General features: G+C 31.3%; 10 protein-coding genes. 4 read left to right on the top strand and 6 right to left on the bottom strand.

Annotated features, from left to right (window positions below):
• Both ABWO04_RS06285 and ABWO04_RS06290 read left to right on the top strand, forming a co-directional pair.
• Positions 1-715, top strand: a 715-nt coding sequence (locus tag ABWO04_RS06285; protein ID WP_353078338.1) for a ComF family protein, incomplete at its 5' end; no start/stop codon positions are given.
• 70 nt (positions 716-785) lie between these two features.
• Positions 786-2,384, top strand: coding sequence for an Ig-like domain-containing domain (locus tag ABWO04_RS06290; RefSeq protein ID WP_353078339.1), 1,599 nt, complete (start codon positions 786-788; stop codon positions 2,382-2,384).
• Between the two features lie 58 nt (positions 2,385-2,442).
• Here ABWO04_RS06290 and ABWO04_RS06295 read toward each other — a convergent pair whose 3' ends face one another.
• From ABWO04_RS06295 to ABWO04_RS06310, 4 genes are all read right to left on the bottom strand, one after another.
• Complete coding sequence (locus ABWO04_RS06295) at positions 2,443-3,204, bottom strand: succinate dehydrogenase/fumarate reductase iron-sulfur subunit (protein WP_291241383.1); 762 nt, start codon at positions 3,202-3,204, stop codon at positions 2,443-2,445.
• 6 nt (positions 3,205-3,210) lie between these two features.
• Positions 3,211-5,220, bottom strand: a complete 2,010-nt coding sequence (locus ABWO04_RS06300) for a fumarate reductase/succinate dehydrogenase flavoprotein subunit (RefSeq protein WP_353078341.1) — start codon at positions 5,218-5,220, stop codon at positions 3,211-3,213.
• A gap of 6 nt (positions 5,221-5,226) precedes the next feature.
• Positions 5,227-6,144 (bottom strand): succinate dehydrogenase cytochrome b subunit, encoded by a 918-nt coding sequence (locus tag ABWO04_RS06305; RefSeq protein WP_353078343.1) that lies wholly within the window; start codon positions 6,142-6,144, stop codon positions 5,227-5,229.
• A 156-nt stretch (positions 6,145-6,300) separates the two neighbouring features.
• The gene (locus ABWO04_RS06310) at positions 6,301-8,919 is read right to left on the bottom strand and encodes a WD40/YVTN/BNR-like repeat-containing protein (RefSeq protein ID WP_353078345.1); all 2,619 of its coding nucleotides are present in this window, start codon (positions 8,917-8,919) and stop codon (positions 6,301-6,303) included.
• A gap of 100 nt (positions 8,920-9,019) precedes the next feature.
• Between ABWO04_RS06310 and ABWO04_RS06315 the strand changes: the two genes are divergently transcribed.
• Positions 9,020-10,312 (top strand): aminopeptidase P family protein, encoded by a 1,293-nt coding sequence (locus tag ABWO04_RS06315; protein ID WP_353078347.1) that lies wholly within the window; start codon positions 9,020-9,022, stop codon positions 10,310-10,312.
• Between the two features lie 138 nt (positions 10,313-10,450).
• On the top strand, positions 10,451-11,230 hold the full coding sequence (locus ABWO04_RS06320) for an alpha/beta fold hydrolase (protein ID WP_353078349.1): 780 nt from the start codon (positions 10,451-10,453) through the stop codon (positions 11,228-11,230).
• A 104-nt stretch (positions 11,231-11,334) separates the two neighbouring features.
• Here ABWO04_RS06320 and ABWO04_RS06325 read toward each other — a convergent pair whose 3' ends face one another.
• Complete coding sequence (locus ABWO04_RS06325; RefSeq protein WP_353078351.1) at positions 11,335-14,124, bottom strand: PD-(D/E)XK nuclease family protein; 2,790 nt, start codon at positions 14,122-14,124, stop codon at positions 11,335-11,337.
• Positions 14,125-14,189: 65 nt separating this feature from the next.
• Positions 14,190-14,447 (bottom strand): OmpA family protein (locus tag ABWO04_RS06330; RefSeq protein WP_353078353.1); only part of this gene is annotated, 258 nt, incomplete at its 5' end.

Consider the following 14,447-nt stretch of genomic DNA (forward strand, 5'->3'; position numbering starts at 1 on the left):
ATGTTTTAATATGATAAAATTTTTCGACCAAATACATAAAAATCTGTTAAACGTGGTATTTCCTGCGTTTTGTAATGGCTGTTCGAAATTACTTTTGAAAAATGAAAAAATTATTTGCACCACTTGCATGCATCATTTGCCACTTACTCATCATCATAATTTAAAGGATCATGAAATGCATAGGGCTTTTTATGGCATAGTGCCTTTTGAATTTGGTGCTTCGTTATTATATTTTAGAAAAAAAGGGATTGCGCAACAATTAATGCACAATTTAAAATATAAAAATCAACAAGAAATCGGCACTTTTTTAGGAAATATTTTTTCAAAAAACGTATTAGATTTACCTGTTTTTAATTCTATTGATGTAATAATTCCTGTGCCCTTACATAAAAAACGTCTTCACGAAAGAGGATACAATCAAGTTACTACTTTTTGTGAAGCATTAGAGAAAAACTTAGCTATTCCTATAATTGATGATGTTTTAGTAAAATCAATTAACTTAAAATCACAAATTCAAAAATCAAAAGAAAATCGGTTAGAAACCAATAAAAATGTATTTTCAATTGAAAACGCTCATATAATTGAAGGAAAACACATTCTACTTGTAGATGATATTTTTACTACTGGCGCAACTATTGAAGTGTGTGCTAAAGAAATATTAAAAATTAAAAACACCAGAATTAGCATCGTAACAATGGCGTATACACAATCATAAAATTTATTTAAATATTATGATGCAAGTGAATATAATTGTTACTTTGCAAGATTAAATAGAGACATAATTAATGAAAAAAATCATATTACTTCTTACTATAATTTCTCTTGTATTTATCAGTTGTGCCAAAAGAGGTATGGTTTCTGGTGGCCCAAAGGATAGTATAGCACCCGTTATTGTAAAAAGTATACCGAAAAATTATGAAACCAATTTTTCTGGGAAAACTATTAAAATTGATTTTAGCGAATACATAAAAGTAAAAGACATTAACAAACAATTGATTGTATCGCCACCTATGGCAAAAAATCCAACAATTGTGCCACAAGGAAGTGCAAGTAAATTCATTTCAATTACTTTAAATGAAGATTTAAAACCGAATACTACCTATAGTTTTAATTTTGGCCAAAGTATTACAGATTATAACGAAGGCATCCCGTATTCGCAATTTAAATATGTGTTTTCAACTGGAGCATTTGTTGATTCTTTAAAGGTTTCTGGAGAAATTGTAGATGCATTTGAAAAAGAAACAGATGAATTTGTAACCGTGATGTTATATGACGCTGAAACGTATAATGATTCATTGGTCTACAAAAACAAACCTGTTTATATTACCAATACGTTAGAAAAAAACACAAAGTTTACTATTGAAAACATAAAAGTAGGTAACTATTATTTAGTGGCTTTAAAAGACAAAAACAACAATTACAATTATCAGGCTAAAACGGAAAAAATTGCCTTTAAAAAGGAAAAAATAAAAATTCCTTCAGATAGTAGTTATACTTTAAAATTATTTGCAGAGAAAAACGAAATCAAAACCTATTCGCCCACACTGGAAAGTAATAACAAATTGTTTTTAGGTTACGAAGGCAATGCTAACAATGTGAAACTATTTTATAAAAAAAATAACATTGAAACACCTTTACGATTTGCAAAATCAGCGAATAAAAAATCGGATACTTTACAAGTTTTTATGCCTAAAGAAGCTAAAGATTCTATACAAATACTTGTGAAATCTGATAACTATTTGAAAAATTATGTAGTGAAATTAAAAAAGCTAAAAGAAGCAGATTCACTAAAAGTGACGCTTTTTGCTAATAAAAAATTCCAATTTAACGAAAAACTTAGTTTAGAAACCACTACGCCAATTAAAAAAATAAATGCTGAGAAAATATTTCTGAGAAAAAAAGATAGTACTTCAGTCTCCTTCACAACAGAAATTAATGATTTTGAACAATTGATTTCTTTTGATTTTAAACAAGAAGAAAACGAAAAATACGAACTCGAGTTACTGCCAGGTGCCATAGAAGATGAATACGAAACCAAGTCTGATAGTTTAAAATTTACCTTTGACAAAGGTGCGATAAGCGATTTTGGGAATTTAAAATTGCGATTGAAAAACATCAATAGATTTCCGTATATGGTACAAATTTTAAATACTTCAGGAGATATCGTTAGCCAAAAATACTGTACTAAAGAAACTGAATTATATTTTGAAGCTATTCAGCCAAGCAACTATCAAGTACGTATGTTTTACGATGACAACAAAAATAGAATTTGGGATTCAGGAAATTTCAAAACCAAATTACAACCCGAAGAAATGATTTATTTTCCCGGTTTAATTGACGTAAGAGCCAATTGGGATGTAGATCAGGAATTGGAGTTAAAATAGTATAAAAAAACGCATTCAATTTGAATGCGTTTTTTATTTTAAAAAAGTTGTGTTCTAATTAAAGCACACTTGCTTTTAAATATTCTCTATTCATACGAGCGATGTTTTCTAAAGAAATTCCTTTCGGACATTCCACTTCACATGCTCCTGTATTGGTACAATTTCCGAAACCTTCTTCGTCCATTTGACGAACCATATTTAATACTCTCTCTGTAGCTTCTACTTTTCCTTGTGGTAATAATGCATATTGAGAAACTTTTGCTCCAACAAATAACATTGCCGAACCGTTTTTACAAGTCGCCACACAAGCACCACATCCAATACAAGCTGCTGCTTCAAAAGCTTTGTCTGCATCTTGTTTGTTAATTGGAGTTGCATTAGCATCTATAGTACGACCTGAAGTATTTACAGATACGAATCCACCTGCTTGTTGAATTCTGTCAAAAGCACTTCTATCTACCATTAAGTCTTTTACAACTGGGAACGCTTTACTTCTCCATGGTTCAATAAAAATAGTTTCGCCATCTTTAAATTTACGCATGTGTAACTGACACGTAGTTGTTCCTGTATCTGGACCGTGTGCACGACCATTAATATATAACGAACACATTCCGCAAATTCCTTCACGACAATCGTGGTCAAAGGCTACTGGCTCTTGTTGGTTATTGATTAATTGCTCATTTAATTGGTCTAACATTTCTAAGAAAGAACTGTCAGTAGAAACATTATCTAATTTATATGTTTCCATTTTACCTTTAGTTCCAGCGTTTTTTTGACGCCAAATTTTAAGGTTGATATTTATATTTTTTTTAGCACTCATAATATCTTATTTATAGTTTCTAGCTGCAATTTTGATAAACTCATATTTCAATTCTTCTTTATGAAGTACTGATTTACTTGCATCGCTTCCATTATATTCCCAAGCTGCAACATAAGCGAAATTTTCATCATCACGAAGTGTTTCTCCTTCAGCATCTTGATATTCTTCACGGAAATGTCCACCACAAGATTCTTTACGTAATAAAGCATCTTTTGCCATTAATTGTCCCAATTCAATAAAATCAGCTACACGAAGTGCTTTTTCTAATTCTTGGTTCAATTCGTTTGCTGCACCTGGAACTCTAACATCTGCATAGAAATCTTCTCTTAATTGTCCAATTTCTTCAATTGCTTCTGTTAATCCTTTCTCGTTTCGTGCCATTCCTACTTTATTCCACATAATTAGTCCTAATTTTTTGTGGAAATAGTCAACAGATTTTGTTCCGTTATTGTTAATTAATTGCTCAATAGACTGACGAACTGCATTTTCAGCTTCCATAAATTCTGGGGTGTCTGTAGCAATTTTACCTGTTCTAATTTCGTCTGCTAAATAGTTAGAAACCGTGTAAGGCAATACGAAATAACCATCTGCTAAACCTTGCATTAATGCAGAAGCTCCTAATCTATTAGCTCCGTGGTCTGAGAAATTGGCTTCACCAGCTACGAAACATCCTGGAATAGATGACATTAAATTATAATCAACCCAAACACCACCCATTGTATAGTGAACTGCTGGATAAATTTTCATTGGAGTTTCATATGGATTTTCATCTGTAATTTTTTCATACATCGTGAAAAGGTTACCATACTTAGATTCTACCCATTTTTTTCCTAATTCTTGAATTTTATCATCAGATGGATTATGATCTCCTTGCGTAAACGCAGCCTGTTTTCCTTTTGTGATAATCTCTGAAGCAAAATCTAAATAAACACCTTCATTCGTATCGTTTGATTCAATTCCGTGACCAGCATCACAAACATCTTTCGCTGCACGAGACGCTACATCACGAGGTACTAAGTTTCCAAAAGCAGGGTATTTTCTTTCTAAGAAATAATCTCTATCTGATTCCGCAATTTGAGTTGGTTTTAATTTACCCGCTCTTATTGCTTCAGCATCTTCTTTTTTAGCAGGAACCCAAATACGACCAGAGTTACGTAACGATTCTGACATTAACGTTAATTTGGCTTGATTGGTTCCATGAACTGGAATACATGTTGGGTGAATTTGTACAAAACATGGATTCGCAAAATGTGCTCCTTTTTTGTGTACTTTCCAAGAAGCTGTAACGTTACTTCCCATTGCATTTGTAGATAAGAAATATACATTCCCATATCCACCCGATGCAATAATAACAGCATGAGCTGAATGACGTTCTAACTCACCAGTAATTAAATTACGAGCAATAATTCCTCGAGCTTTACCATCAACTTTTACAATGTCAAGCATTTCGTGACGGTTATACATTTTTACATTTCCTAAACCAATTTGTCTAGATAATGCAGAATATGCTCCTAATAATAATTGTTGACCTGTTTGTCCAGCGGCATAAAAAGTACGTTGTACTTGTGTTCCACCAAACGAACGGTTATCTAATAATCCACCATAATCTCTAGCAAAAGGAACGCCTTGTGCCACACATTGGTCGATAATATTTGAAGATACTTCTGCTAAACGGTGTACGTTTGCTTCACGCGCACGGTAGTCACCACCTTTAATAGTATCATAAAATAATCTGTAAGTACTGTCACCATCATTTTGATAGTTTTTCGCAGCGTTTATTCCTCCTTGAGCCGCAATTGAGTGTGCTCTACGAGGTGAATCTTGAAAGCAAAATGCTTTTACGTTGTAACCCATTTCTCCAAATGAAGCAGCAGCCGAAGCACCTGCTAAACCTGTTCCTACTACGATTACATCAATTTTTGGTCTATTGTTTGGAGCCACCAATTTAAGATTGTTCTTATGGTTGGTCCATTTTTCTGAAATATGACCTTGAGGAATTTTAGAATCTAATGCCATATGTTTTTATTTTGTAAAAAAGTGAATGTAAATTGGAATAATTGCAAATAAAAACGCAACTACAACAGAAAATGCTTTTCCAATTGATTTAATAGCTGGTGTAAATTTACCATTTGCTCCTAAAGATTGGAAAGCACTTTGAAAACCATGCCATAAATGGAAACCTAATGCCATCATAGATAATACATAAAATACAACGAAAAACAACCCTTCGTTTGGAATTAAATTGAATAATTTTCCATTACTTTTAAAGAAAGCATAGGTTAATTTGTGTAAATCTTTGAAACCAATAAATAAAACTTCACCTGTTTTAGCGTCTTTAACAATATTTGAACCTTCGATAACTAATTTAGTAGTATTCCCAGGTTGATTGTTATTTTGTTCTACTAATGTTTTTAAAGAGCCACCAGGAGGCAAAGGAATCGTCTGAATTTTAGAATCTGGTGTTCCAATAAGCATAGATTGTGATTGACCTTGATTTCCTTGTGTTTTTGTAACTAAAGGCATACTAGCATCAAAATGCATTTTAGCCCAAAAATTAATCATGTGTGTAGAGATAAAAACCAAAATAATAGTTCCTAAAACCGCCATATTTCTTGAAGAAAAACTACTATTTTTAGAAGGATTACTCATCGCGTAAGCAACTGGACGAGCTTTTTGGTTTTGAATTGCTAAATAAATCCCATCGATAGCGTGGAAAATAATAGAAATGTACGTTAAATAAGAAAGTAATTTTACTGCTGGGTTAGTAGTCATAAATAATGCGTACTTATTAAATTGTAACGCCGCTTCAATAGTGTCGCCAGCTAACAATTGTAAGTTACCTAATAAATGCCCAACTAAAAACAAGCACAAGAACAATCCCGTAAGTGCCATCCAATATTTTTTTGCAATAGATGACTTTAAAAATGCTGATTTTGCCATAATTATAGTTAATGTTAATTTGAATATTTTAATGTTAGCAAAAATAAAGGTTATAAGTAAGACTTACAACCTTTGAAAGTTAATTTATAATCATTTTAAATGAGTTTAACATTTGTTGAATATCAACATATTAAGTGTTGAGTTTACAAACAAATTCTATCTCATTTGATTTTTTTCTGTTATATCTAAATTTTGCGTTTCCTTCTTTCCGTTATTTTCTAATTCAATTGTATATTTTCCCGCAGGTAAATAATATTTTTTATTTCCAGATTGATTGATTTTTATTTTACTATCCTTCTTTTCTACTGCGGTTTTTATTTTTTCATCAATACTTAAATCAAAATCTACTTTAAGCATTCCTTTATCTGCTTTATTTTGACGATTAAAAACTACAATTCCATATTTATTTTTTATCGTTAAAACCGTATTTGAAAGTTCTTTTACATAATACCAAATTAATACATTTGGTGTGTTTTCGGTGCCCCAAGCAGAACGCTTATTCCCCCAATTTTTAGAATAAGAAATATTCTTTACAGGAAATAATGCTATGCCGTTTGTCTGTGTTTTCTCATTAATTTGTTGAATGTTCGAAAGATTTACTTTATACAATGAACGACCGTGAGTGGCTACAATTAAATCTTTTTCTCTTTTTTGAATGACCAAATCGTGTACAGCTACATTTGGAATGTCGGTTGAAAAATCTTGCCAAGTTGTTCCTCTATCAATAGAAATAAATAAACCAGTATCTGTACCTAAATATAAAATGTTTTCGTTTTCAGAATCTTCAAGAATTACATTAGCAGCATTTTGATTGAAATTCTCTGTTAATAATTTCCAAGTTGTGCCTAAATCTTCCGAAACATAGGCATAAGTAGTGAAATTATCATTTCTATATCCGTTTAACGTAATATAAATTCTATCGGATTTAAACGTTGAAAATCGCACACGAGACACCCATAATCCTTGTGGCAAATTAGTTGATATTTTTATCCAATTTTCGCCGCTATCTTTTGTCATATAGACATTTCCATCATCTGTTCCAATAACTAATTTTCCGAATTTAAATTTACTTTCAGCTATAGCTGTTATAGTTCCAAAAGGCACATTCCCATCCACTTTTCCATTGGTTAAATCGGTAGAAATTTTTTCCCAGTTTTTGCCTTGATTCATCGAACGAAACACATATTGTCCGCCAAAATAAACAACATCTTGATTGTGAGAAGACAACAAAATAGGTGCTTGCCAGTTAAACCTGTAAGGTTCTTCTTTTTTATCTGCCTGAGGCGTAATGTATTTTCTTTCTCCTGAAATTCTGTCTATTTTGGTATAATTTCCAAATTGATATCCCGTGTAAACCAAATTATTAGTTCTCGTATCAATTTGAACTTGCATTCCATCGCCACCGCTTAAAAATTCGTAAGGATATTTTCCGTCTTGTAACCATTCTACATTATGTTCATAATTATTTGGACCCGCCCAAACACCATTATCTTGCAAGCCACCATATACTTCGTAATTTTCTTTTTCATCTACGTTTACAGAATAAAATTGCCCAACGGCTTGGTTATTGCATTTTATCCAATGTTTCCCATTATCAAATGTAATATTCACACCACCATCGTTTCCATTTATTAGATGATTTGAATTTTTTGGATTCACCCAACAAACGTGATGATCAGAATGAACATTATCTTTACTGATTGATTCGAAAGATTTTCCTCCATCATTAGAAAATAGTAACGGGACAGCAGAAATATATAAACGATTTTCATTAGATTCATCCACAGTAATATCTGCAAAATAATATCCGTAAGAATAAAAGGCATCATCAATAAATTTGTCATTTGTTTTAGTCCACGTTTTTCCAGAATCGGTGGTTTTATAAATTTCTGCACCAATTACTTCCACTTCAAACAAAGCGGCATTGGCATCTTTCGGCTTTTCGTTAGAAGCATTTGGTCGCAAATTTTGATTGTCTACGATCGCATAAGCAATATTCTCGTTATATGAAGTTAAACCAATTCTACCAATACCATTGTTTGATGGAAAACCAGAATTGGCATGAATTTTTTTCCAAGTCGTACCAGCATCTTCACTTTTATAAATACCAGAATGAACTCCATTTCCTTTAAAATTATAAGCTTTGCGCTCGCGTTCCCAAGCCGATGCGAACATAATATTTGGATTGTTTGGTGCAAAACTAATATCTACAATTCCTGTTTCGTCATTAATATATAATGTTTTAGCCCAACTTTTTCCTCCATTTGTGGTTTTAAAAATCCCTCGTTCTTCACTTTTTGAATACAAATGCCCTAAAACACCTACGACAATTTCGTTGTTATCTTTCGGATTAATCCAAATTTTAGAAATATGATGACTATCTGTCAAACCAATATTAGTCCACGTTTTACCTTTATCTGTAGATTTCAAAACCCCAATTCCAGCATAAGAAGAACGAGAAGAATTTACTTCACCTGTTCCTACCAAAATTAATCCCGAATTCCAATCCACAGCAACACAACCTATATTCTGAGTTGGCGCAGCATCCATTACAGGTTCAAAACTGGTTCCGTTATTGTTAGTGTACCACAAACCTCCAGAAGCATATGCCGCATAAAATTCAGTCGGATTTTGAGGATTTACAGCTAAATCTACTACCCTGCCGCTCATTATTGTTGGTCCAATATTTTGAAAAGCAACGGATTGAAAATTAGTATCTTGACCAAAAGAAAGTAAAGTACTAAAAAACGAAACTAAGAAAACAAGATTTTTCATTTTAATATAATTTTATTTGATTCAAAATTAATAGAATTATTTGACAACTATTTGTTTGAAAGTTATTAATTTTGAAAACTTTACTAATACTTCCAAAAAAATGAAATATTTACCAATTAACCGAGAACTTTTTATTAAAAATCGTAAAAACTTTATGGCGAAAATGAAGCCAAATGGAGTTGCTATTTTTAATTCGAATGATATTTATCCTGTTTCTGCAGATAGTACATTGCCATTTGCACAACATCGCGATATTTTTTACTTATCTGGTGTGGATCAGGAAGAAAGTATTTTATTATTATTTCCAGATGCGCCATATGAACATTTAAAAGAAGTGCTTTTTTTAAAAGAAACCAACGAACATATTGCCATTTGGGAAGGCGAAAAACTTACTAAAGAACGCGCTTTTGAAGTAGCGGGAATCAAATCAGTATATTGGTTACAAGATTTTCATAAAGTTTTAAAAGAAGTGATGATGTATGCCGATACGATGTACATAAACACCAATGAACATTATAGAGCAGCAGTAGAAACAGAAACTCGAGAAGACCGTTTTATAAAATGGTGGAAAAACGAATATCCTGCGCATAAAGTAGAAAAATCAAATCCTATTTTACAAAGATTACGTTCAGTAAAAGACCAAATTGAGTTAGATTTAATTCAAAGTGCGTGTAATATTACAGAAAAAGGAGTTCGAAGATTATTAAATTTCGTAAAACCTGGTGTAACCGAGTATGAAATTGAAGCCGAATTAGCACACGAATTTCTTCGTAATCGTTCGAAAGGTTTTGCTTATACTCCAATTATAGCTTCAGGAAACAATGCAAATGTGTTGCATTATATAGAAAACAACCAAATTTGTAACGCTGGCGATTTAATTTTATTAGATGTTGGTGCAGAATATGCCAATTATTCTTCCGATTTAACTCGTATGATTCCGGTTTCTGGAAAATTTTCTGACAGACAAAAAGCGGTTTACAACGCCGTTTTAAATGTAAAAAACGAAGCTACAAAAATGTTGATTCCAGGTACAAATTGGAAACAATACCACGTAGAAGTTGGTAAAATCATGACTTCCGAATTAATAGGTTTAGGTTTAATCACGAAAGCAGATGTTCAAACTGAAAACCCAGAATGGCCAGCATATAAAAAATATTTTATGCACGGCACTTCGCATAATTTAGGATTAGACACGCACGATTACGGATTATTACATGAACCAATGCAAGCTAATATGGTTTTTACGGTAGAACCAGGGATTTATATTCCAGCAGAAGGTTTTGGAATTCGTTTAGAAGACGATGTGGTGATTCAATCAAAAGGAGAACCTTTCAACTTAATGAAAAATATTCCTATCGAAGCAGATGAAATTGAATCGATAATGAATAGTTAGATTTGTTTCAAGTTTAAGGTTTCAGGTTTCAGTTTAAACGGTTTGCGAAAGTGAGCCGTTTTTTTTGAACACAAAAAACATTGCGGACTTTACGAAAAAACTTTGCGCTCTTTGCGTTTAAATTCTACATTTGTATTTATGAAAACCACGAATTTCAAAAACACTAAAATCAGTTATACCGACCAAGGAAAAGGAAATGCGGTTGTTTTGTTACATGGTTTTTTGGAAAATAGTACGATGTGGAACTATTTAGCACCTGTTTTAGCTAAAAAAAACCGTGTAGTTTGCATTGATTTGTTAGGTCACGGGCAAACGGATTGTTTAGGATATATTCATAGTATGGAAGACATGGCGGATGCTGTGCATCATGTTATTTCCGAATTGAAAATCAGAAAAGCAGTTTTCATTGGACATTCAATGGGTGGTTATGTAGCATTGGCTTTTGCCGAATTATATCCAGAATTTATGAAAGGTTTAGTGTTATTAAATTCGACATCTCGGGCCGATAACGAGGAACGCATTGCAAATAGAACGCGTGCGATAAAAGCCGTGAAACAAAATTATGTGGCTGCTGTCAGAATGAGTATCGCTAATTTATTTTCAGAAGAAAACAGAACAAAACTTTCGGAACAAATTGAATGGGTTCGAGAAGAAGCGCTTCAAACACCATTACAAGGAATTATTGCTGCTCAGGAAGGTATGAAATTACGAAAAGACCGAGAAGTAATTTTACGTTTTGCCAACTATCCAATTTTACTAATTTTAGGAAAAAAAGATCCTGTTTTAAATTACGAAGAGAATTTAGAACAAATTGAAGGCACAAATGTAAAACTAATTACTTTCAATGACGGACATATGAGTCACCTCGAAAACCAATCGGAATTGGAAAAAGTTATGGTTGGATTTTTGAAATCTTAACCGCAAAGCTCACAAAAATTTCGCAAGGCTCGCAAAACTTCAACGAGACATATATAAATACCTTTGAAATCTTCGTAATTAACTTTGCGCTTTTGTAAAAAAAATTATTTAATCACTTCTTTAAAAGAAATCGCAGGATTTAAAATTTCTTGAATTAAAATTACCAATTCTTCTTTAAAATTTTCTAAAAATTCAGCTGTAATTACTGTTTCGCCAACTATGCCTCTTCCCTTGCCAAATGTAAAAGGTAAAAATCCAGCTTTCATATTTTTAAATGATAATATTCCGACTTCCACATTATAATTTCCTTTTAAAGGATTGGTTTGAAACATTAATGCATAACACAATAATTGAATAATTTTATCATTAGCCAAATCGAGTGTTAATCCTTCAAACGTATTTATTTTTAATTTATTCGCTTCAACTTTACCAGTTTTGTAATCAATGATTCGAATCGTGTTATTTCGCAATTCAATTCTATCTACTTTTCCTGAAATTTTAACCGGATAAGGTAAATTAGGATGTTCAAATATGGTTTCGTGCGGTTTTTCTAAAGACAAAATAAATAGTTCGTCACCATTTTCAATATGTTGTTTTTCTTGAATTAAAAAATTATAAATGTTTCTTTTAGCTACTTCGAAAGCAATTAAATTTTTACCTTTTTTAATTTCTCCTTCTTTATATACTTCTATAAATTTTTCTAATGTAATGGCTTCTATATTTTGAATCATCACATCAATATCTGTAACTTGAATTTGAATATTTTTGCCTTCAAAAGGAGCATACATTTTCTCTAATACTTCGTGGATTATGGTTCCTAATGTATTAGCTGCCACATTTTCTTCAACTTCTTCATTTTCGCGAACGCATAATATTCGTTGGTAATAAAACTGAATAGGATTTCGCAAATAATTGGTTAATGATGAAGGCGAAAAACCTTTTATAGTTGCAATTTCTTCTAATCGATCTAAAATTGGTTGTGTTTTTATTACCTCAATTGGTTGATAAATTGTATCGGGTTTAATTGCGTTGTAAAATACCTTTTTAAAATTATGATTTGGTAAATGCTCAATCTCTAATTGAGTAATAAATCGACTTTTCTCTCCAGCATCAATACCTTCAGAATGGGTATTATAAAGTAAATAAATATTTTTAGCCCGTTGCAATAAACGATAAAAATGATAGGTAAAGATGGCATCCCGTTCTTTATATGTTGGCAATCCTTTTTCTAATTTTACATCGTATGGAATAAAGGAGTTATTCGATTTTCCGCCAGGTAATTTACCTTCATTTAACGAAGTAATAATTACATTTTCGAAATCCAAAACACGACTTTCTAAAATTCCCATAATTTGGAGACCTTTGAGTGGTTCGCCTTCAAAAGAAACCTGAGCCTGATCGATAACTTGTTTATAAATAGAAAATAAAATTTCTAAATTTTCAATTTTATTATACGTTTCGAAGTAATTTGTTATTTTTAAAATGACATTATAAATTGAAAACACAAATGCTTTAGTAACTTTATCTTGTTCATTTTGATTACTTAAATGTGTTTTAATGTAAATTAGAATGGCTTTTAATTTCTCTAAAATTTCATTTACAGATACATTCCAATCGAAAAACAAATGTTGCACTAATTCATTACTAGATAAATCATATTTAGAAAATAATTCGCTTAGTCGATTACTGGTAATAAAGGTTAAATTAGAATTTTTTATAATTTTAACCACTTCATTCGCTTGAATACTTGAAACAATTAATGGATTATTTAAAATTTCTAATACTTCTTTATAGTAAAATACACTTTGTTTTTTATTTCTATTTTGAGCATTTAAATGCAGTTGAAATAATTTGTAAATTAATATTTGTGCTGGATTATTTTTACTCGGATAACCCATCGTAATATTTAAATCTTCAACCTCAACAGGTAATGCATTTAAAATTGGTATTAGAATATTTTCTTCACTTAAAACAAGTGCAGTATTTTCTAATGATTTGTTTTCAAATACAATTTTTTCTATAATTTTTCCTGCAATTTTTGCCTGACCAATAGACTTTGGCGTGCCAATAACTTCAATATTTTTATCGCTTGAAAAAGTATCAGTAATCCAATTAAAAGGATGGGTTTCAAAATGTTTCCAAGAGTTTTTAATTCGACGTAAGAACAAGCCTGCGTCATGAAATTCATCTTTTAAAAAAACCGCATCTATATCCCAAAATACAGAGGCTTTATTATGTTCTAATAAACATTTGATTATTTTTTCTTCTGAGGCGTTCAACGCATTAAAACCAGCAAATACAAACGTTTTATCTTCGGATTTTTTTGCAAAAGCTAAACAATTTTCTGATGCTTTTCTATATAGTAAACCTTGATAACCTACTTTTTTATTTATTAAATGTTCTGTAAATTTTTGATAATAAAAAGGCATTAATTTCCAAAAATCTAAATGGTTTTCAATTAATTTAGATTGGTTATTTACATTTGGAGTCCAATGTTTAATGCGTTCGATATCTAATAAATACGAAAATATTTCATTCTGATTGATAAGATATCTGTCAATTTCATTAAAATCTTGAATTAACGTAACCGCCCAACTTGAAAATTCTTCAAAATCTTGCTGTTTTGATGTTTCAGTATTATCTAAATAAACAATATAAAACTCAAACAAAAGCTCAATATTATCTAATGTTCTAAGTTGCGCAATTTCCTCAATTAGCGTTTCAATACTAATTATTTTAGGTGCTAAAAAAGTTGTAGATGATTGTTTTTTTAATTCTTCAATTAAAAATATTTTGGCTCTTTTGTTTGGTAAAACAATATTGGTGTGGTGTAATGATGAAGAGTTATTACTTAGTAACTCTTTTGCCAGTTTAGATAAAAATGATGCCTCCATGGCAATAAAGATAAAAAAAAGGTCTCAATAAATTGAGACCTTTTTAAAATATTATGTAAGGTAAATTATTTTACTAATTTAACTTCTACTCTTCTGTTTTGTGCTTTTCCAGCTTTAGTTGCATTTGTTGCAACTGGTTTAGCTTCTCCAAACCCTTCAGATGTTAATCTGTCAGCAGCGATACCATTTTCAACTAAGAAAGATTTTACAGCTGCAGCTCTATTTTGAGATAATACTAAGTTAGCATCGTCTTTACCGTCTGAATCAGTATGTCCTTCTAAAGCGAATTTAGCTGTTGGATATTCTTTTAAGATAGCAACAAT

Origin of the sequence: Flavobacterium sp., assembly GCF_040382755.1 — a bacterium.
GTDB lineage: Bacteria > Bacteroidota > Bacteroidia > Flavobacteriales > Flavobacteriaceae > Flavobacterium.